Below are 17,858 nucleotides of genomic sequence, written 5' to 3' on the forward strand. Positions count from 1 at the left end.
GACGCCCCAATTCTCCGGCGATAGAGCGACCACGATGGCCACCCGATTCCTGACTCTGATTGCCTTCCTGCTCGCTGTAGCTCTCGCCCCCCTGCCCGCCCTCGCCCAGGACGATTTCGCTGCTCAGCTCAACGGGCTGGGGCCGGGCAGTTTTGCCGACCGCACCAAGGCCATGGATGTGCTGGTCGCCACCGGCGACGAACGCGTACCGCCGGTGCTGCAGGCGCTGAGCGACGGCAACCTCTACATTCGCGAATCCGACGGCAAGGTGGTGATCGCCACCAAGGCCGCCGGCGGCCTGGCGGTGACCGACCCGGTCGATGGTGCCGATCTCGGCGTCCTGCCGAGCGGCGAGCTCGAAAAAATCAAGACCAACAATGGCCTGCGCGGCAAGATCCGCACCGCCATCGGCAAGCTGACGCTCTTGAGCCCCGACCAGCCGACCCGGCTGTCGGCGGCGCAAAGCGTGCTGAAGAACGCCGATCCGGCAATGCTCGAGCTGCTCGACCAGGCGATATCAGCTGAGGCGGACGCCGGCATCAAGAGCACCATGCAGATGGCGCGCGCCGTGATCGTCTTGAAGACCGATGCCTCGCTGGAAGACAAGCGCGCCGCCGTCGATCTGGTCGTGGCGCAGAACAACCGGGCCGCGCAGACCGTGCTGCGCAACACGCTCGACACCGCGCCCGACGAGCTGAAGCCGACGATCCAGACCGGCATCGACTCGATCGGCCGCACCCTCGCCGTTTGGGACGTCGGCCAGAACCTGCTCTACGGTCTCTCGCTGAGTTCGGTGCTGCTGCTCGCCGCCATCGGCCTCGCCATCACCTTCGGCGTGATGGGCGTCATCAACATGGCGCATGGCGAAATGGTGATGCTGGGAGCCTACACCACCTACGTCACACAGCTGGTGATCCAGTCGGTGGCGCCGGGGCTGATGGAGTATTCGCTCGCCTTCGCGGTCCCCGCTGCCTTCCTGTTCACCGCGCTGGTCGGCGTCGGCATCGAACGCGGCATTATCCGCTGGCTTTACGGCCGGCCGCTCGAAACCCTGCTCGCCACCTGGGGCCTGTCCCTGGTGCTGCAGCAGCTGGTCCGCACCATTTTCGGCCCCACCAACAAGCTGGTGCAGCCGCCGCAATGGATGAGCGGCACGTTCGAGTTGTGGAACCTGAGCTTCACCTGGAACCGGCTCTGGATCATCGTCTTCGCCATCGCCGTGTTCATCGCGCTGCAGATCATCCTCAACCGCACGCCGCTGGGCCTGCAGATGCGGGCAGTGACGCAGAACCGCCGCATGGCCTCGGCCATGGGGATCCGAACGCCGTTCGTCGACGCCATGACCTTCGGGCTGGGCTCCGGCATTGCCGGTATGGCCGGTGTGGCGCTGAGCCAGATCGACAACGTCTCGCCCAATCTCGGCCAGGGCTACATCATCGACAGCTTCATGGTGGTGGTGTTCGGCGGTGTGGGGAACCTGTGGGGCACACTGATCGGCGCGCTATCGCTCGGCGTCGCCAACAAGTTCCTCGAGCCCTATGCGGGGGCGGTGCTGGCCAAGATCGCCATCCTGATCCTCATCATCCTCTTCATCCAGCGCCGCCCGCGCGGTCTGTTCGCCCTCAAGGGCCGGGCGATTGAATCATGATCACGCAAATGCTGTTCCGCGCCCTCGACAAGAAGGCCATCTGGCTGGTCGCGGCGCTGGTGTTCATCGCCATCGCCATTCCGGTCGCCAACCTGGTGATCCCCGAGGGCAACCCGCTGCACCTGCCCAACTACATGGTACCGCTGCTGGGCAAGTATCTGAACTATGCGCTGCTGGCGCTCGCCCTCGATCTGGTCTGGGGCTATTGCGGCATCCTCTCGCTCGGTCACGCCGCGTTCTTTGCGCTCGGCGCCTATGCCATGGGCATGTACCTGATGCGCCAGATCGGGGCGCGCGGCGTCTACGCCAATCCGGTGCTGCCCGACTTCATGGTGTTCCTCAACTACAAGGACCTGCCCTGGTTCTGGCACGGGTTCGACCTGTGGTGGTTCGCCTTCCTGATGGTGCTGTTCGTGCCGGGGCTCCTGGCCTTCGCCTTCGGCTGGTTCGCCTTCCGCAGCCGCGTCACCGGCGTCTACCTCTCGATCATCACTCAGGCGATGACCTATGCCCTGTTGCTCGCCTTCTTCCGCAACGATCTCGGGCTCGGCGGCAATAACGGGCTTACCGACTTCAAGGACATCCTGGGCTTCAACGTGCAGGCCGCCACCACCCGCGCCGGGCTGTTCGCCGCCTCGGCACTGGCCCTGGCGCTGGCGGTGATCATCTGCTCGGCCATCGTCAATTCGAAGCTCGGCAAGGTGATGGTGGCCGTGCGCGATGCCGAAAGCCGCACCCGCTTCCTCGGCTGGCGCCCGGAGAACGTCAAACTCTTCGCCTTCGTGGTGTCGGCCGTGCTGGCCGGCATCGCCGGCGCGCTCTACACGCCGCAGGTCGGCATCATCAACCCCGGCGAGTTCGACCCTGCCAACTCGATCGAAGCCGTGATCTGGGTCGCCGTCGGCGGCCGCGGCACGCTGATCGGCCCGATCATCGGCGCGGTGCTGGTCAATGCCGGCAAGTCGGTGTTCACCGGCGCTTTCCCCGATTTCTGGCTCTATTGCCTCGGTGGCCTCTTCATCTTCGTCACCCTGTTCATGCCCAAGGGCATTGTCGGGCTGTTCCAGAAGCTCAAGCCCCGCAAGGGCAAGGAGGCGAGCTCGGCGGCCGAAGCCGGCGAGGATCCATCCACCCTGCCGCAGCCCAAGCCCGTGCCGGAGCCCGCCGAATGACCGACAAATCCGGCACCATGCTCTACCTCAACGGCGTCTCCGTCTCCTTCGACGGCTTCAAGGCGCTGAACCACCTCTCGATCATCGTCCACCCGGGCGAGATGCTGGCGATCATCGGCCCGAACGGCGCCGGCAAGACCACCATGATGGACATCATCACCGGCAAGACCCGCCCTGACGATGGCGAAGTCTACTTCGATGGCCGCACCGACCTCACCAAGCTCGACGAAGCGCAGATCGCCAATCTCGGCATCGGCCGCAAGTTCCAGAAGCCGACGGTGTTCGAGAGCCACACCATCTGGGACAACCTGGTGCTGGCGCTGAAGCGGCCGCGCAGCGTGCTCGCCGCCCTGCTCTATTCCGAGAGCGCTGAGGACAAGGCGCGCATCGAGGAAATCCTCGACACCGTCCGCCTCACTGCACGCAAGGACGAACTCGCCGCCGACCTCAGCCACGGCCAGAAGCAGTGGCTGGAGATCGGCATGCTGCTGGCGCAGGACCCGAAGCTGCTGCTGGTCGACGAGCCGGTCGCCGGCATGACCGATGCCGAAACCGTCGAGACGGCAAAGCTGCTCAAACAGATCGCCAAGACCCGCTCGGTGGTCGTCGTCGAACACGACATGAGCTTCGTGCGCGAACTCGGCACCCGCGTCACCTGCCTCGCCGAGGGCTCGGTATTGGCCGAGGGCTCGCTCGACCAGGTGAGCGCCAACCCGATCGTCATCGAGCGGTATCTCGGGCGATGATGATCAGTTGCAGTAACCTCCGTACCTCTTCAATATCCCCGGCGATCACGCGACCGAAGGCGCGGCTTGGGGATAATGGAATGCATATTCTGGCAATTGTCGTCGGCATCATTGCTGCCGCGGGTGTGTGGTATTGGCGCGCCAAGGCGGCCAAGGAGGTGGTCGACGACGTCGGAAGCGTGGTCGGCCGGGTCCAGGGCCGCATCCGGATGAACAATTTCAGGAAGAAGGCCGAGGGCTCGGCGCTCGCTTCGATCGAAGACCCGGCGCTTGCTGCGGCGGTGTTCCTCCACGCGCTCGCCAACGAGAAGCGCGACGCCCTGCATCTTGCCGAACCGAGGATCCGTGAAGAGCTCGGCCGGATCGTCGCGGATACCGACCTCGACGAGGTCGTCTCCTACGCGCAATGGGCGGCCCGCGACGTCGCCGATGCACGCGATGTGGTGCGTCGCTTCAAGCCGCTGTGGCGCCAGAAGCTGACGCGCGAGGAGCGCGCCGATCTCATCGTTATGGCCGAGACCATCGCCGGTCTCGGCGAGGGCGATGATCACAACCAGAAGCTGACTCTCGTGACGCTGCGGACAGCTTTGGGCCCGGAGCAGAACCGATGACCACCGCCCTTTCCATCCGTGACATCGGCCTCCACTACGGCGCGGCACAAGCCTTGCGTGGTATCAGCATCGAGGCGAAGCCCGGACGGATCACCGCTGTGCTCGGCCGCAACGGCGTCGGCAAATCCTCGACGCTGCGCGCCGTCACCGGCATCAACAACATTTCCTCGGGCGAGATCGTTTTCAACGACGAGGTGCTGAAGAAGGCCCCGCCCTACAAGCGGGCCAGGCTCGGCATCGGCTACGTGCCGCAAGGGCGAGAGGTTTTCCCGCTGCTGACGGTCAAGGAGAACCTCGAAACCGGCTACGCACCGCTGAAGGCGGCTGAACGCAATGTGCCGGATTACATCTACGAGCTGTTCCCGATCCTCAAATCGATGCTTGGCCGCCGCGGCGGCGACCTCTCAGGCGGGCAGCAGCAGCAGCTCGCCATCGGCCGTGCCCTGGTGACACGGCCCAAGGTGCTGGTGCTCGACGAGCCAACCGAGGGCATCCAGCCCTCGATCATCAAGGATATCGGTCGGGCGCTGCAGTTCCTGCGCGACCAGAAGGGCATGACCATCCTCCTGGTCGAGCAGTACCTGGACTTCTGCCGCGAGATCGCCGACGACATCTACATCATGGATCGCGGTGAAATCATGCATGCCGGCCCCGCCGCCGACCTCGACCTCCCCGAGGTGCGCCGGCATCTGATGGTGTAGGGAACGCGTGTCCTCACTTCCGGTGCGAGCTGCCCCCCACCCCTGTCCCCTCCCCCCAAACAGGGGGAGGGAGACGCCGGCACGGGCGCTGGTGTTTTGGTCTTCTGCCTCCCTTGGGGGGAGAGGACAGGGGTGGGGGGCCGCGGCCACCGGCTCCCGAGGCGAGCCATGAACGCCGTCTCCCCGACCATCCGCCATCAGCGCGCCCGCGGCGTCGGCCGCATCGCCACCCAGGTGCTCGACGGCCGCACCCGCCTGACCACTCTGTACCAGGAGGGTTGCGCCAAGATCCGCCTGCCCCATACGCATGACCCGAGCCTGCAAGCCGTACTGATCAACACCGCCGGCGGGCTGACCGGCGGCGATGACGTTGCCTGGGAAGCCAAGGCCGCGCCCGGCGCCAGGATGGTGCTCACCACCCAGGCCTGCGAGCGGGTCTATCGCTCGCTCGGCGACGATGCCTCGGTCAGCACCCGGCTCGAAGTCGGGGCCGGGGCGCATCTCGACTGGCTGCCACAGGAGACCATCCTCTACGAAGGCGGCCGGCTCAACCGCAGCCTCGACGTCGACCTCGCTCCCGACGCCAGTTTCTTCGCCATCGAGGCGATCATCCTCGGCCGCGAGGCCATGGGTGAAGCCGCCCGCGGCGCCCGGCTCACCGATAATTGGCGCATTCGCCGCGGCGGCCGGCTGCTCCATGCCGAAGCGACCCGCCTCAGCACCGATCCGCTCGAGCGCGACGGCCTGTCGCTGCTGGCCGGCGCCGGCGCTTTCGCCACCCTGCTCTATGTCGGCGCCGAAGCGGAGCGCAGGCTCGAGCCGGTCCGCGCCCTCTGTACTGGCAACTCCGCCGCCAGCGTCATCGGCGAGCGCCTCGTCGTCCGCGCCATGGCGCCCTCAGGGCTTGCGCTGCGCCGGATCATTACCCCAATAATCGCAAAGCTCTCCGGCGCCGGCACCCTGCCCCGCCTCTGGCATCTCTAGGATACTCGATGAACCTGACGCCCCGCGAGAAAGACAAGCTGCTCATCGCCATGGCCGCCATCGTGGCCCGCAAGCGCCTCGAGCGTGGCGTGAAGCTCAACCACCCCGAGGCCATCGCGCTGATCACCGACTATGTCGTCGAAGGCGCCCGCGACGGCCGCTCGGTTGCCGACCTGATGGAAGCCGGCGCCCATGTGGTGAGCCGCGCCCAAGTGATGGAAGGCATTGCCGAAATGATCCACGACGTGCAGGTCGAAGCCACCTTCCCCGACGGCACCAAGCTGGTCACCGTCCACGAACCGATCCGGTAAGCGACATGGCTCTCATCCCAGGCGAAATCACCACCGTCCCCGGCGACATCGAGCTCAATGTCGGCGCGCCGCAAATCACCCTCGAGGTCGCCAACACCGGCGATCGGCCGATCCAGGTCGGCTCGCATTACCACTTCTACGAGACCAATGCGGGCCTGAGCTTCGACCGCGAAAAGGCCCGCGGCATGCGGCTCGATATCGCCGCCGGCACCGCCGTGCGCTTTGAGCCGGGACAGGCCCGCGAGGTGCGGCTGGTGCCGCTCTCGGGCAACCGCATTATCTACGGCTTCCAGCAGAAGGTGATGGGGAAGCTCTAGATCCTTTTCACCGTTCAAGTGGAACGGCGAAAAGGATCTAAGTCATTGTTCTTGTCGCGCTTTCGAACCGGAAAAGTCTGCAACTTTTCCTGAAAGCACTCTAACGCGGCGCATCCAGACGCGAAAAGGCCGGGCATCGAGCCCGGCCCTTCGTATGGAACAGGGAGTGGTTAGCCCTGGACCAGGATGGTCACGTCGGTCGCATCGGTACCGGTGATGCCCACGACGTCGTCAAGCGTCGCGCCGAAGCTTTCGAGCTGGGCGAGCAGCGCCGGGCTGCCCTGGATACGGGCCTTCAGCGAGTCGAGATCGACCTCTTGATAGCCCGGGCTCAGAGGATTGAGCTCGGCAGCGGTCACGGCCTTGAAGCTGACCGTCGTCGCCGAGGTCAACGCGTCCATTGCGCTGCCTTCGGCCGCCATGGCCAGGCCGGCGGTCGAAAGGGTAAGGGCGGCGGCGACTGCAATAGCCTTGAGATTCAACATCTTTTATCTCCATTGGTCATAAAACCACACTGGGGATACGCGTGAAGTGGGCAGAGGTTTCCCTCTGCCCGTTCACACTATCTTGTGCGCCATGCACGGGAACCCGCCCTCAGGGATCGTGCGAAACCTTACGATCAGGGATCGTGCGAAACCTTACGATCAGATCGTGCGAAACCTTGCGATCAGATCGTGCGAAACCTTGCGATCAGAGGTCGTCGGCGTAGAGGACCCCACCGCCGTCGCCCGCGAGATCGATCGAAACGATCTGGCCGAGGCTGACGCCGGAATTGCGGATGGCGCTCATCGCCAGCGGGTTGATCACGAGGTTCCCCTGCAGGTAGCCCACGTCGCGCTGCTTGATCTCGAGCGACCGGGCCAAGAGGTCCGCATTCATCTCCGCCCCGGCGAGGCTGGAGAGACGCACGACGCGCAGACCAGCGGCGCTGTCGGCCCGGCCGGCATCGTGCAGGAATTCGGTTCCGCCAATCCCCGAGATGATCTGGACGATATCCATGTTCTGCGCGTGGGCAAGCTGTGGCGCGGCCATCAGCAGAGTGGCGGCGAGCGCGGCGACGAATCGGGATTTCATGTGAGCCTCCAAACAGGTAGCGCCAATAGAACAGCGGGCTGTGGCAAAATCCGGACAGAGCGCCACAGAGCTTTGGCAATCGCCAGAGATTTCGGCTAGGGATGCGCCGTTTTCAATGGGCAGGACGGCGATGGCCAGCAAAGAAGAAGATTTCAAGGAGCGCTTCGTGGCCGTGCTGCAGGACTTGCGCAGCAATGGCGGCAAGGATCCCGAGGCGATGTTCCTGATCGGCAGCCTCGCGGCGCGCCTCGTCGATCGGGCCAAACAGCCGGGCTGGGCCGCCTACAAGGCCAATATGGGCCGTGTGGCCTACGACAAGCTGCTCGGTGATTTCCAGAAGCAGGGCAACGACTTCCACAAAGACGGCAAGGCCAAGCACGCCTACGCCATCCAGGTGCTCGCCATCTCGCTGATTGCCCGCACCCAGAACGACCCCGAGATCCGCGCCGGCGACGGCCTGCTCGACGAGATGCTCGGCTTCCTCATCGCCGCCTACCGCAAGGCACAGGCGACGGCGCCGAAGCCGAACTGATCGGCTGCGCGACATCGGCCGAGCTTCACTGCCGATTTTCGCGTCAGATGGCTGGACAGCCTAACTATTAGGCGGTTCAACTAGCGTCCTCGAGGCGGTGCGACTGCCGTCCTCCCGAGGCGGTCGAACGACCGTCCTCTGCTTCGCCTGGAAGGACCATCATGCCCGCTCGCATCTCCCGCTCGACCTACGCCCAGATGTATGGGCCGACCACCGGCGACAGGGTGCGGCTGGCCGATACGGAGCTGTTCATCGAGGTCGAAAAGGACCTCACCACCTACGGCGAAGAGGTGAAGTTCGGGGGCGGCAAGGTGATCCGCGATGGCATGGGCCAAAGCCAAGTTACCCGCGCCGCGGGAGCTGTCGATACGGTGATCACCAATGCGCTGATCATCGATCACACCGGCATCTACAAGGCCGACATTGGCCTCCGCGACGGGCGGATCCACGCCATCGGCAAGGCCGGCAACCCCGACACCCAGCCCAATGTCGACATCATCATCGGGCCATCGACCGAGGTGATCGCCTCGGAGGGCCGCATCATCACCGCCGGCGGCATGGATGCGCATATCCATTTCATCGCCCCGCAGCAGATCGAAGAAGCCCTGATGTCGGGCATCACCACCATGATCGGCGGCGGCACCGGCCCGGCGCATGGCACGCTCGCCACCACCTGCACCGGCGCCTGGCACATCCACCGGATGATCGAGAGCTTTGACGCCTTCCCGATGAACCTCGGCCTCGCCGGCAAGGGTAACGCCTCGCTTCCCGCTCCGCTCGAGGAGATGATCCTCGCCGGCGCCTCGTCGATGAAGCTGCACGAGGACTGGGGCACCACGCCGGCGACGATCGACAACTGCCTCGCCGTCGCCGACGCCTTCGACGTGCAGGTGATGATCCACACCGACACACTGAACGAATCCGGCTTCGTCGAGGATACCGTGCGCGCCTTCAAGGGCCGCACCATCCACGCCTTCCACACCGAGGGCGCCGGCGGCGGCCATGCCCCCGATATCATCAAGGTGGCGAGCCTCCCCAACGTGCTCCCCTCCTCGACCAACCCGACGCGTCCCTACACGGTGAACACGCTGGCCGAGCATCTCGATATGCTGATGGTCTGCCACCATCTGAGCCCCGCCATCGCCGAGGATGTCGCCTTCGCCGAGAGCCGCATCCGCAAGGAGACCATCGCGGCCGAGGATATCCTCCACGATATCGGCGCCTTCTCGATGATCTCGTCCGACAGCCAGGCCATGGGCCGAGTCGGCGAAGTGATCATCCGCACCTGGCAGACCGCCGACAAGATGAAGCGCCAGCGCGGGCGGCTACCCGAGGAGACCGGCGACAACGACAATTTCCGGGTCAAGCGCTTCATCGCCAAATACACCATCAACCCGGCTATCGCGCAGGGATTGAGCCGTCACATCGGCTCGGTGGAAGTGGGCAAGCGCGCAGACCTCGTGATGTGGACGCCGGCCTTTTTCGGCGTGAAGCCCGAAATGGTGATCATGGGTGGCTCGATCGCCGCCGCGCCGATGGGCGATCCCAATGCCTCGATTCCCACCCCGCAGCCGATGCACTACCGCCCGATGTTCGGCGCCTATGGCAAGCTGAGGACCAACTCCTCGGTGACCTTCATCAGCCAGGCCGCTTACGACAATGGCCTGCAAGCCACACTCGGCGTTGCCAAGGGCATGCTGCCGGTCGAAAACACCCGGGGCGGCATCAGCAAGGCCTCGATGATCCACAATTCAGCCACCCCTGATATCGACGTCGACCCCGAGACCTATGAGGTACGGGCCGACGGCGAACTGCTGACCTGCGAGCCGGCAACGGTGCTGCCGATGGCGCAGCGCTACTTCCTGTTCTAGCTCGGCCTTATCTTGGCACATCTGTTCATGCTATGTTCTCCTCATTGAGTCGAGGGTAACAGCATGGCGGTCGATCTCACGGGCAAGGTCTGCCTCGTTACCGGGGCCAGCCGCGGCGTCGGCCGTGGTGTAGCGCTGGGGCTGCTCGAGGCGGGCGCCACGGTGCACATCACCGGCCGCACGGTGCGGGACGGCGAGCATCCCGAGGGGCTTGATCGGGCTGGATCGCTCGCCTCGGTGCTCGGTGAATCCGGCAAGTATCCCGGCCGCTGTGTCGCTCACCGGGTCGACCATGCCTATGACGTCGAGACCGAGGCGGTGGTGCATCGCGTGCTGGCCGACGAGGGCCGGCTCGATATCCTCGTCAACTCCGCCTGGCCCGGCTACGAGCGCATGGTGGAGGACAACCGCTTCACCTGGGTCGATCCGATCTGGCAGCAGCCGATGTGGCGCTGGGACGCCATGATCGGCGTCGGCGTGCGCTCCTCCTGGTGCGCCATCCGCGTCGCCACCGAAGCGATGGCACGGCAGCGCTCCGGCCTCATCGTCAACATCTCGTTCTGGGCGGCGCAGAAGTTCATGCAGAACGCCGTCTATGGCGTCTCCAAGGCTGCCATGGACAAGCTGGCGGCCGATGTCGCCCACCAGATGCGCGAGTTCGATGTCGCCGCCATCGCGCTCTATCCCGGCCTCGTCCGCACCGAGGAGGTGCTGAAGAACGCCCAGTATTTCGACATGTCGAACTCCGAAAGCCCGCAGTTCCAGGGCCGCGCCGTCGCCCACCTCGCCGCCGACCCGGCGCTGCTGCAGAAATCCGGCCGCGTCTTCACCAGCGCCGACCTCGCCCTCGAGTATGGCTACGCCGATATCGACGGCTACCAGCCCCGCCCCAATACGCTGGAGACGGTCTAGGCTCCTGTCACACGGCTGAAATCTCGCCGTGATTGGTGGCCGGCTTCTGCCGAGCCAATGATGTCCGAATCTCCTCCCCGCCTGCCGCTGACGATTGCCGCCTTTGCCCTCGCCCAGGCGGTGTGCTGGGGCATGACCTTCAACCTGCCGGCGATCACCGGCAGCGCCATGGCCGAGACGCTGGCCCTACCCTACCCCGCGGTGATGGCCGGCCCGACGGTAATGCTGGTGGTGATGGCGGCCGCGGCAGTGCCGTTCCTTCGCCTGTTCGAGCGCTTTGGCGCGCGTCTGGTGATGACCTCGAGCACTGCCGTCGCGGCACTTGGGCTGGCGGTGATCGCCAGCGCGACCGCGCCATGGAGTTACTTCGCCGGCTGGATGCTGGTCGGCTTCGCCGGCGCGGGCACGCTGACCACCGCCATGCAGATCGGCGTCGCCGAATGGGCCGGCGCCCGGGCCCGGCAGGCGATCGGCGCGCTGCTGATCTTCGGAGGGCTTTCGACCACGCTGTCCTGGCCGCTGCTCGGCGCGCTGCAGGCAGTGTTCGGCTGGCGCACCGCGACACTGGTCGGCGCAGCGCTGCTGCTCGTCGTCGCCGCGCCGATCTACTGGCTGCTGCTGGCGAAGCGCCCGGGCGGAGCAGCGAAGCGGCCAGCCACCGGCCCCATCCCATCGCTCGACCGCGTCGCCTTCGCACTCCTTGCCTTCGCCAGCGCCGCCAACGGCATCGTCACCTGGGGCTTTTCGCTCACCATCATCACCCTGTTCGAAGGGCGCGGCCTCGAGCATGGCACCGCGGTACTCGTCGCCTCGTTCATCGGTGTCACGGCGCTGTTGGCGCGGCTGGTCGATTTCGCTGCCGGCAAACGCTGGAACAGCCTCGCCACCGGGCTCATGGCGGCAGCCGCGCTGCCGCTCAGCTTTGCCGTGCTGATCGTCGGCACGGGCGCGCCGGCGGCCACTGCCTTCGTCGCGATCTATGGGCTTTCGAGCGGCGTCTTGGCCGTCGCCCGTTCGACCATGCCGCTCGACCTGTTCCCGCCTGCCGCCTACGCCCGCGCTTCCTCGATGCTGGCGCTGCCGCTCAACCTCAGCTTCGCCTGCGCGCCGCCGCTGTTTGCCGCGATCCTCGCCGGCCCGGGCAGCGATGCCGCGCTGTGGGTAGCGGCGGGGCTGTCGCTCAGCGCGCTGCTGAGCCTCGGGCTGCTGGTGCTGCGGCATCGCCGTACCTCAGCCCCTCCGGCCCCGGCGGAAGCCGACTGAAATCCGCCACAGCGAATCGGGTAGGCTCAGCCAGTTCCGAGGAGGACCAGACGATGGAAGCTCTAGCCACTGCCGCCATGATGCAGAACGTCGATGTCTCGGCCCAGGTCGTGCTGAACCTCGCCGGCGATTTCGAGCGCACCACCCACCAGTATCAGTGCGAGGGGCTCGAGCCCTTCGCGGTGGATTTCATCAACGCCAAGCCGAACTTCATCGCCATCGTGCCGGTGGGTCCGGAAAAGCTCGTCTTCGTCAACGTCATGGCCGCCTCGGGCGCCAGGTATGTCGCCGGCCAGTACGAGTTCTGGACCAAGGGCAGCGAGGCCACCTTCACCGACCTGATGGCCGATCCGCAAACCCCGGTAAGCTGCTCGGAAGTCAGCAACACCCCCTGAGGCTGCGATGGACACTGGCACCGCCCACGATGTGTTCATCCATGTGCGCATCGTCATGGGAACGGTCATTGGCCTCGGCCTGACGCGCCTGCTGATGGGCGCGGCCGGCCTGATCCAGCACCCCAAGCGCGCCAAGCTGTCGCTCATCCACCTGCTCTGGGTGGTGTCGATGAGCGTCGAGCTCATCCTGTTCTGGTGGTGGGAATACGATCTGGCGCGCCTGCCGAGCTGGAACTTCGGCATCTTCATCTTCCTGATCGGCTATGCGGTGACGCTGTTCGCGCTCGCCGCTCTGCTGTTCCCCGACAACCTCAGCGAATATGACGGCTACGAAGATTTCTTCATCAAGCGCCGGCACTGGTTCTTCGGCATTTTCGGGCTCACCTTCCTGCTCGACCTGACCGACACGCTGATCAAGGGCGCTCCGTATTTCCAGGCGATGGACCTGCTCTACATCGCGCAGATCCCGGTCGGGCTGCTGCTCTCGGCCATCGCCATCTGGACGCCGAACCGGCGCTACCACCTCGCCTTCGTGGTGACGCACCTGATTTATCAGGCCTGGTCGATCGGCTTCTACTTTGAAACCCGCGGCTGACCGGCTAAGCTCGGCTGAAGGTTGGGAAGCCTCGAAGACTTGGTAGTTTGACGATGCCGCAAACCTTTCGCGCGGTTGGCTATTTGCCGACAGGCGCCGCCGGTACTCCCTTTGATCTCGCCATCCTGCTGCATGACGAGCGCCGTGTGCGCCGCCGCATGCTGACCCTGGTGCATGGCGACACCGTACTGGTCGATTTCCCCGAACCCGTCACCCTCGCCGACCGCTCGGTGCTCAAGCTCGACGACGGCCGGCTGGTCCAGATCATCGCCGGCGAGGAGCCGCTCTACGATGTTCGCGGCCGCGACCCTATTCACCTGATGCGGCTCTGCTGGCACCTGGGCAACCGCCACCTCAAGACGCAGATCGAGGCCGAACGGGTGCTGATCCTGCGCGATCACGTGATCCGCGACATGCTGCGCGGCCTCGGCGCCACCGTCACCGATATCTCGGAACCGTTCCACCCCGAGGACGGCGCCTATGCGCACAGCCACGGCGAGCCGCAGCACGCCCTCATCAACCGATGACCGATCCCGCTGCGCTGCAGAAGCTCATCACCTGGCTCTCCCCCGCTTTTCCAGTGGGGGCCTTCGCCTGGTCGGCCGGACTTGAGACGGCAATTGCAGATCGTCGCGTAACTGATTCCGAACGCTTGCAGAACTGGATCGAAGGCGCGCTGGCGCATGGGGGAATACGCACGGACGCGATCCTGCTGGCGCAGGCGTGGCGGGCGGCAGGAGAGACTGCGCTTGGAGCCGGAACGACCGGCCGGCGCGAGCCGCCCCCCACCCCTGTCCCCTCCCCGCAAGGGGGAGGGAGACCTGCGCTTGGAAGTCTTCGTCCAACTGGCACCGAGCATGCTGACGGCGTCTCCCTCCCCCTTGCGGGGAGGGGACAGGGGTGGGGGTCCACAGCCACCGGCTATGGGGACCGGGCTACCGCCCTCTCCGACCTCGCCGATCTCAGCCTTGCCCTCACCGCCAGCCGCGAGCGCTGGATGGAGACCACCATCACCGGCGACAATTACGTGCTCGCCGCAAAACACTGGCCGACCGACATCCTCGCCCGCCTGCCGCAACCCTGCCCCTACCCTATCGCCGTCGGCGCTATCGCCGCTGCGCACGATATCGAGCTCATTGACACCCTCCTCGCCTGGCTCACCGCCACCGTGCATGGCCAGATCTCGGTCGCCGTCCGCCTCGTGCCGCTCGGCCAGTCCGACGGCCTCAGCGTCCTCGTCGCACTCGAACCTCGTGTCGCGGCACTCGCTGCCTCCGCGGCCACGGCAACCCTTGCCGACCTCGGCGCAATCGCCTACGCCGCCGATATCGCGCAGATGCGCCACGAGACGCTGGAACCGAGGATTTTCCGTTCATGAGCATGCTGATTGCCGCCCTGATCTTCGTCGTGCTGCTGGCGGTGGCGATTGCCCACTTCCTGTGGTCGATCGGCAGCCGCTGGCCGATCCGCGATCCGGAGCTCTTGGCCCGCACCGTGATCGGCAAGCCCGGCGTCACCCGCGTACCCAAGCTCGCCTCTTTCGTCGTCTCGCTGCTGGTGCTCGCCGCCGGCGTGCTGGCCCTGTCGCTGGCCGACCACAGCGCCGGCGGCTGGTGGCTGACGCTGGTCGGCGTCCTGCTCGCCGCCGTGTTCCTCGGCCGTGGCGCCATCGGCTATACTGAAGGCTGGCGCGCCCGCTTTTCGGTCGAGCCGTTCGCCACGCTCGACCGCAAGAACTACTCCCCGCTCTGCCTGGCGCTCGGCGCCGGCTATCTCATCCTCGTCATCATGAGGCTCATATGAAATCGCTCAACGGCCCCCTCCGCGTCGGCATCGGCGGCCCCGTCGGTTCGGGCAAGACGACGCTCTGCGAAATGCTGCTGAAAGCCATGCGTGACCGTTACTCGATGGCGGTGGTCACCAACGACATCTACACCAAGGAAGATGCGCTGATCCTCAACCGGGTGCAGGCGATCTCCGAGGACCGCATCGTCGGCGTCGAAACCGGTGGCTGCCCGCACACCGCCATCCGCGAAGATGCCTCACTGAACCTCGCGGCCATCGCCGACCTCAACCGCAAATTCCCCGATCTCGACATCATCCTGATCGAGTCCGGCGGCGACAATCTCGCCGCGACGTTCTCGCCCGATCTCGCCGACATCACGCTCTACGTGATCTCGGTAGCGCAGGGCGAAAAAATCCCGCGCAAGGGCGGCCCGGCCATCACGCGCTCGGACCTGTTGGTCGTCACCCACACCGATATCGCGCAATATGTGAACGCCAGCCTCGAGGTGATGGAAGCCGATACCATCAAGGTGCGCGAAGGCCGGCCCTACGTCTTCGCCGACCTGCTGCGCCGCGAGAACCTCGATGAGATCATCGGCTTCATCGAGCAGCAGGGTGGGCTCGTGGCGGCACAGGCGGCCGAGTAGCGCGTGGATCAGCACCGGCCGCGCCGAACCGCCCCCTCGCCCCTTTGGGGATGGGGCTGGGGTGAGGGGAGCCCACCACTGGTGTCACGTTGACGGGCAAGGGGCAGTACGCCTGGCTCCAGCGTGCAGCGCTCTACCCGCCGACCGAGATCACATGGGTGACGAGGTTCGCCCCCTTGACGTGATGCACCAGGAGGCCCGGTGGATCGGTCGCCGGCATCTTGCGGCCCTCAGCGGCGAGCCCACCCATCGGCGCAATCGCCGGCGCCAGCGTCGCCGGTACGCCGGCGAAGCGGGTGAACATCGGCCGGTGCAGGTGCCCGCAGCTGATACCGAGCACCGTGTCCTTGGCCTGCTCGATCACCGCGGCGAGGCCCTCCTTGTTGCGGCAGTCGATGGTCTCGTACTGGTCCATGCCGCAATCGAACGGATGCTGGTGAAGAAAGATCAGCGCCGGCGCACCACCGGAATTGAGCTCCGCCTGGAGCCAGCCGAGCACCGGAGCGGCGTCGCCATGCGCCGCACCCGGCACGATCACGTCGAGCCCGATCAGCCTGACATCGCCAACCTGAACGACCCTGTTGAGCGGCCCCTCGCCGGGCCCGCCGAACACCTCGCGCATCGCCTCGCGGCTATCGACATTGCCCGGCACCACCAGCACCGGCGCACCGAGCGCCTCGAGACGCGTCTTCAGCACGGCATAGTTGGCGGCATGCGTGTTGTTGGCGAGGTCGCCGCTGACCGCCACGGCATCGGGCTTCAACTCGGCGGCCCATTGCAGCACCCGGTCCAGGCGCTGCAGCGAAGAGACGCCGTCGAGGTGGATGTCACTGAGTTGCGCAATCAGCATGGGCGGGACTCGCGAATGTTGCCGCGTGAACTTGGCCCGCACCTGGCTGCGAGGCAAGCGCGCGCGCCAGGCGGTTGTGCCCGCCCGGTTCACCCTTCAGGCCAGCAGCGTCCGCCGTACCGGGAGGCTCTGCGCTATCCCCATGCCGATCTCCACCGCGAGAAATGGCAGCACCACCCAGCTCATGCCGCTGGCGAGAGCATGGATCTGCCAGGCGGCAAACAGGAAGCGCGCTACCGCATCGTAGCGGCCGAGCACCTGCAGGCCCAGGCGATAGCGCGCCACCGACCACACCAGGACCACCGACCCCATCAGGTTGCCCATCAGCATGGCGAGGCCTTGTGGCGCCTCGATGCTGCCAGGCAGCCCAAGTGCCGCATCGATACCGGCGAGCAGCGAGCCCAACAGCGCGAAAGTCCATGGCGTTGCGAAGGGGGCAGTTACGATCAGGTCGTAGAGCGCGCTGGCGCGGACGATCCGCGCATAGGCCTGTGCATCCAGCATGGAAATCTCCTTTGTGCCTGGGATGCATTTGCTCTAGAGGGTGGAGTGCACTCCAGGGTCAAGGGAGAAATGGCGATGCAGATCGGCGAGTTGTCCGAACGCTCGGGGCTGAGCCGCGACGCATTGCGCTTCTACGAGAAGCGCGGCCTGATCCGCGCCCGCCGGCGGCCCAACGGCTACCGCCACTATCCGGAAGCCACGCTGTTCCTGCTCGATTATGTCCGAACGGCGCAGCGCCTCGGCTTCACTTTGGCCGAGATCGAAGCGGAGCTGCCGCTGCTGCAGGGCGAGGGGCTGACTGCCGAGCGGGTCGAAACGATCCTCCGCGGCAAGATCGCCGTCATCGATGCCCGCATCGGTGACCTCAAGGCGTTGCGCGACGACCTGGCCGGGCGACTCTCCGATGTCTGTCCGCTCATCGCCGCCGGGCAGTAGCGATTGCCGCTAGACGGAGCATCATTTTGGTAAGCTTGGCGACCCCGGATTTCATCGCGCTGCAGCGCGACCTCGCCACCCCGATCCCTGCCCCGGCATGGCCCGATGGCGCCGGCCTCACGGCCTTTGATGTCGCCGACGTCAAAGCCATCCACGCCCTGCTGCAACGCGCCTACGCCAACGGCTTCGGCGGCGTCACACCCGATTGGCTGGATTGGTGGGAAGCTTTGCGCGCCGACAGCGAATTCGAGCCTGCCCTCTGCTTCGTCGCCAAGGCGGAGGGCGAGGTGGTCGGCTTCTGCCTCTGCTGGACCTCGAGCTTCGTCAAAGACCTGGTGGTCGCGCCGGAGTGGCACGGCCAAGGCCTCGGCGCGGCGCTGCTGGCGACCGCAATGACGGCGCTGCGGGAGCGCGGGGCGAGCATCGTGCAGCTGAAGGTGGTGACGGCCAACGCCGGAGCACGGCGGCTCTATGAGCGGCTGGGCTTCGTCGCCTGAGCAGACCG

At 65.9% G+C, this 17,858-nt stretch carries 24 protein-coding genes; 20 read left to right on the plus strand and 4 right to left on the minus strand.

Translation table 11 applies throughout. The features are described from left to right. Positions 1-34 precede the first annotated feature (34 nt). The 8 genes from urtB (at position 35) to ACSQ23_RS16920 (ending at position 6,490) form a co-directional block, all read left to right on the plus strand. Entirely contained in the window at positions 35-1,648 is a 1,614-nt protein-coding gene (urtB, locus tag ACSQ23_RS16885) for an urea ABC transporter permease subunit UrtB (protein ID WP_436091286.1), read from the plus strand. Next, positions 1,645-2,820: an urea ABC transporter permease subunit UrtC gene (urtC, locus tag ACSQ23_RS16890; protein ID WP_436091287.1), complete on the plus strand. Its 1,176-nt coding sequence runs from the start codon at positions 1,645-1,647 to the stop codon at positions 2,818-2,820. Before urtB ends, urtC begins: the two co-directional genes overlap by 4 nt. Beyond that, positions 2,817-3,566, plus strand: a complete 750-nt coding sequence (gene urtD, locus ACSQ23_RS16895) for an urea ABC transporter ATP-binding protein UrtD (protein WP_055880241.1) — start codon at positions 2,817-2,819, stop codon at positions 3,564-3,566. The genes urtC and urtD overlap by 4 nt, the downstream gene beginning before the upstream one ends. Positions 3,567-3,646: 80 nt before the next feature. Beyond that, on the plus strand, positions 3,647-4,177 hold the full coding sequence (locus ACSQ23_RS16900) for a hypothetical protein (protein WP_056000724.1): 531 nt from the start codon (positions 3,647-3,649) through the stop codon (positions 4,175-4,177). After that, entirely contained in the window at positions 4,174-4,878 is a 705-nt protein-coding gene (gene urtE, locus ACSQ23_RS16905; protein WP_436091288.1) for an urea ABC transporter ATP-binding subunit UrtE, read from the plus strand. The genes ACSQ23_RS16900 and urtE overlap by 4 nt, the downstream gene beginning before the upstream one ends. A 168-nt stretch (positions 4,879-5,046) precedes the next feature. Further along, the gene (locus ACSQ23_RS16910) at positions 5,047-5,862 is read left to right on the plus strand and encodes an urease accessory protein UreD (RefSeq protein ID WP_436091289.1); all 816 of its coding nucleotides are present in this window, start codon (positions 5,047-5,049) and stop codon (positions 5,860-5,862) included. Between the two features lie 8 nt (positions 5,863-5,870). Continuing rightward, complete coding sequence (locus tag ACSQ23_RS16915; protein WP_055880252.1) at positions 5,871-6,173, plus strand: urease subunit gamma; 303 nt, start codon at positions 5,871-5,873, stop codon at positions 6,171-6,173. A gap of 5 nt (positions 6,174-6,178) precedes the next feature. Next, on the plus strand, positions 6,179-6,490 hold the full coding sequence (locus ACSQ23_RS16920; protein WP_436091290.1) for an urease subunit beta: 312 nt from the start codon (positions 6,179-6,181) through the stop codon (positions 6,488-6,490). A gap of 170 nt (positions 6,491-6,660) precedes the next feature. Here ACSQ23_RS16920 and ACSQ23_RS16925 read toward each other — a convergent pair whose 3' ends face one another. Both ACSQ23_RS16925 and ACSQ23_RS16930 read right to left on the minus strand, forming a co-directional pair. Continuing rightward, positions 6,661-6,975: a hypothetical protein gene (locus tag ACSQ23_RS16925; protein ID WP_056000733.1), complete on the minus strand. Its 315-nt coding sequence runs from the start codon at positions 6,973-6,975 to the stop codon at positions 6,661-6,663. Between the two features lie 205 nt (positions 6,976-7,180). Then, a complete protein-coding gene (locus ACSQ23_RS16930; RefSeq protein ID WP_436091291.1) occupies positions 7,181-7,564 on the minus strand; it encodes a hypothetical protein in 384 nt (127 codons plus the stop codon). Positions 7,565-7,694: 130 nt separating this feature from the next. Between ACSQ23_RS16930 and ACSQ23_RS16935 the strand changes: the two genes are divergently transcribed. The 10 genes from ACSQ23_RS16935 (at position 7,695) to ureG (ending at position 15,564) form a co-directional block, all read left to right on the plus strand. Beyond that, the gene (locus tag ACSQ23_RS16935) at positions 7,695-8,096 is read left to right on the plus strand and encodes a hypothetical protein (protein WP_436091292.1); all 402 of its coding nucleotides are present in this window, start codon (positions 7,695-7,697) and stop codon (positions 8,094-8,096) included. A gap of 161 nt (positions 8,097-8,257) precedes the next feature. Next, the gene (gene ureC / locus ACSQ23_RS16940; protein ID WP_056000741.1) at positions 8,258-9,967 is read left to right on the plus strand and encodes an urease subunit alpha; all 1,710 of its coding nucleotides are present in this window, start codon (positions 8,258-8,260) and stop codon (positions 9,965-9,967) included. Between the two features lie 63 nt (positions 9,968-10,030). Beyond that, entirely contained in the window at positions 10,031-10,879 is an 849-nt protein-coding gene (locus ACSQ23_RS16945; RefSeq protein WP_436091293.1) for an SDR family NAD(P)-dependent oxidoreductase, read from the plus strand. Positions 10,880-10,939: 60 nt separating this feature from the next. Continuing rightward, entirely contained in the window at positions 10,940-12,142 is a 1,203-nt protein-coding gene (locus ACSQ23_RS16950; protein WP_436091294.1) for an MFS transporter, read from the plus strand. A 53-nt stretch (positions 12,143-12,195) separates the two neighbouring features. Beyond that, the gene (locus ACSQ23_RS16955) at positions 12,196-12,537 is read left to right on the plus strand and encodes an MliC family protein (protein WP_436091295.1); all 342 of its coding nucleotides are present in this window, start codon (positions 12,196-12,198) and stop codon (positions 12,535-12,537) included. Between the two features lie 7 nt (positions 12,538-12,544). Further along, positions 12,545-13,132 carry a hypothetical protein gene (locus tag ACSQ23_RS16960; RefSeq protein WP_055880280.1) on the plus strand — a complete coding sequence of 196 codons (588 nt, stop codon included), beginning with the start codon at positions 12,545-12,547 and terminating at the stop codon, positions 13,130-13,132. 53 nt (positions 13,133-13,185) lie between these two features. After that, on the plus strand, positions 13,186-13,659 hold the full coding sequence (locus tag ACSQ23_RS16965; protein WP_436091296.1) for an urease accessory protein UreE: 474 nt from the start codon (positions 13,186-13,188) through the stop codon (positions 13,657-13,659). After that, positions 13,656-14,510, plus strand: coding sequence for an urease accessory protein UreF (locus tag ACSQ23_RS16970; protein WP_436091297.1), 855 nt, complete (start codon positions 13,656-13,658; stop codon positions 14,508-14,510). Before ACSQ23_RS16965 ends, ACSQ23_RS16970 begins: the two co-directional genes overlap by 4 nt. Beyond that, positions 14,507-14,935: a DUF3995 domain-containing protein gene (locus ACSQ23_RS16975; RefSeq protein ID WP_055880288.1), complete on the plus strand. Its 429-nt coding sequence runs from the start codon at positions 14,507-14,509 to the stop codon at positions 14,933-14,935. The genes ACSQ23_RS16970 and ACSQ23_RS16975 overlap by 4 nt, the downstream gene beginning before the upstream one ends. After that, entirely contained in the window at positions 14,932-15,564 is a 633-nt protein-coding gene (gene ureG, locus ACSQ23_RS16980; RefSeq protein WP_436091298.1) for an urease accessory protein UreG, read from the plus strand. Before ACSQ23_RS16975 ends, ureG begins: the two co-directional genes overlap by 4 nt. 133 nt (positions 15,565-15,697) lie before the next feature. Here ureG and ACSQ23_RS16985 read toward each other — a convergent pair whose 3' ends face one another. Then, a complete protein-coding gene (locus ACSQ23_RS16985) occupies positions 15,698-16,414 on the minus strand; it encodes a metallophosphoesterase (protein WP_436091299.1) in 717 nt (238 codons plus the stop codon). A 96-nt stretch (positions 16,415-16,510) separates the two neighbouring features. Beyond that, on the minus strand, positions 16,511-16,918 hold the full coding sequence (locus ACSQ23_RS16990; protein ID WP_436091300.1) for a hypothetical protein: 408 nt from the start codon (positions 16,916-16,918) through the stop codon (positions 16,511-16,513). A gap of 75 nt (positions 16,919-16,993) precedes the next feature. Here ACSQ23_RS16990 and ACSQ23_RS16995 point away from each other — a divergent pair, with 75 nt between their 5' ends. Both ACSQ23_RS16995 and ACSQ23_RS17000 read left to right on the plus strand, forming a co-directional pair. Then, complete coding sequence (locus tag ACSQ23_RS16995) at positions 16,994-17,353, plus strand: MerR family transcriptional regulator (RefSeq protein WP_055880297.1); 360 nt, start codon at positions 16,994-16,996, stop codon at positions 17,351-17,353. A 26-nt stretch (positions 17,354-17,379) separates the two neighbouring features. Then, a complete protein-coding gene (locus tag ACSQ23_RS17000) occupies positions 17,380-17,850 on the plus strand; it encodes a GNAT family N-acetyltransferase (protein WP_162247967.1) in 471 nt (156 codons plus the stop codon). The last annotated feature ends 8 nt before the right edge of the window (positions 17,851-17,858 follow it).

The organism is Devosia sp. LjRoot16 (genome assembly GCF_964252795.1).
Lineage (GTDB): Bacteria > Pseudomonadota > Alphaproteobacteria > Rhizobiales > Devosiaceae > Devosia_A.

What these genes read in the sequence shown, in the direction of transcription:
- urtB (WP_436091286.1), top strand. Translation starts at nt 35, where the DNA reads ATGGCCACCCGATTCCTGACTCTGATTGCCTTCCTGCTCGCTGTAGCT.
- urtC (WP_436091287.1), top strand. Translation starts at nt 1,645, where the DNA reads ATGATCACGCAAATGCTGTTCCGCGCCCTCGACAAGAAGGCCATCTGG.
- urtD (WP_055880241.1), top strand. Translation starts at nt 2,817, where the DNA reads ATGACCGACAAATCCGGCACCATGCTCTACCTCAACGGCGTCTCCGTC.
- ACSQ23_RS16900 (WP_056000724.1), top strand. Translation starts at nt 3,647, where the DNA reads ATGCATATTCTGGCAATTGTCGTCGGCATCATTGCTGCCGCGGGTGTG.
- urtE (WP_436091288.1), top strand. Translation starts at nt 4,174, where the DNA reads ATGACCACCGCCCTTTCCATCCGTGACATCGGCCTCCACTACGGCGCG.
- ACSQ23_RS16910 (WP_436091289.1), top strand. Translation starts at nt 5,047, where the DNA reads ATGAACGCCGTCTCCCCGACCATCCGCCATCAGCGCGCCCGCGGCGTC.
- ACSQ23_RS16915 (WP_055880252.1), top strand. Translation starts at nt 5,871, where the DNA reads ATGAACCTGACGCCCCGCGAGAAAGACAAGCTGCTCATCGCCATGGCC.
- ACSQ23_RS16920 (WP_436091290.1), top strand. Translation starts at nt 6,179, where the DNA reads ATGGCTCTCATCCCAGGCGAAATCACCACCGTCCCCGGCGACATCGAG.
- ACSQ23_RS16925 (WP_056000733.1), bottom strand. Translation starts at nt 6,975, where the DNA reads ATGTTGAATCTCAAGGCTATTGCAGTCGCCGCCGCCCTTACCCTTTCG.
- ACSQ23_RS16930 (WP_436091291.1), bottom strand. Translation starts at nt 7,564, where the DNA reads ATGAAATCCCGATTCGTCGCCGCGCTCGCCGCCACTCTGCTGATGGCC.
- ACSQ23_RS16935 (WP_436091292.1), top strand. Translation starts at nt 7,695, where the DNA reads ATGGCCAGCAAAGAAGAAGATTTCAAGGAGCGCTTCGTGGCCGTGCTG.
- ureC (WP_056000741.1), top strand. Translation starts at nt 8,258, where the DNA reads ATGCCCGCTCGCATCTCCCGCTCGACCTACGCCCAGATGTATGGGCCG.
- ACSQ23_RS16945 (WP_436091293.1), top strand. Translation starts at nt 10,031, where the DNA reads ATGGCGGTCGATCTCACGGGCAAGGTCTGCCTCGTTACCGGGGCCAGC.
- ACSQ23_RS16950 (WP_436091294.1), top strand. Translation starts at nt 10,940, where the DNA reads ATGTCCGAATCTCCTCCCCGCCTGCCGCTGACGATTGCCGCCTTTGCC.
- ACSQ23_RS16955 (WP_436091295.1), top strand. Translation starts at nt 12,196, where the DNA reads ATGGAAGCTCTAGCCACTGCCGCCATGATGCAGAACGTCGATGTCTCG.
- ACSQ23_RS16960 (WP_055880280.1), top strand. Translation starts at nt 12,545, where the DNA reads ATGGACACTGGCACCGCCCACGATGTGTTCATCCATGTGCGCATCGTC.
- ACSQ23_RS16965 (WP_436091296.1), top strand. Translation starts at nt 13,186, where the DNA reads ATGCCGCAAACCTTTCGCGCGGTTGGCTATTTGCCGACAGGCGCCGCC.
- ACSQ23_RS16970 (WP_436091297.1), top strand. Translation starts at nt 13,656, where the DNA reads ATGACCGATCCCGCTGCGCTGCAGAAGCTCATCACCTGGCTCTCCCCC.
- ACSQ23_RS16975 (WP_055880288.1), top strand. Translation starts at nt 14,507, where the DNA reads ATGAGCATGCTGATTGCCGCCCTGATCTTCGTCGTGCTGCTGGCGGTG.
- ureG (WP_436091298.1), top strand. Translation starts at nt 14,932, where the DNA reads ATGAAATCGCTCAACGGCCCCCTCCGCGTCGGCATCGGCGGCCCCGTC.
- ACSQ23_RS16985 (WP_436091299.1), bottom strand. Translation starts at nt 16,414, where the DNA reads ATGCTGATTGCGCAACTCAGTGACATCCACCTCGACGGCGTCTCTTCG.
- ACSQ23_RS16990 (WP_436091300.1), bottom strand. Translation starts at nt 16,918, where the DNA reads ATGCTGGATGCACAGGCCTATGCGCGGATCGTCCGCGCCAGCGCGCTC.
- ACSQ23_RS16995 (WP_055880297.1), top strand. Translation starts at nt 16,994, where the DNA reads ATGCAGATCGGCGAGTTGTCCGAACGCTCGGGGCTGAGCCGCGACGCA.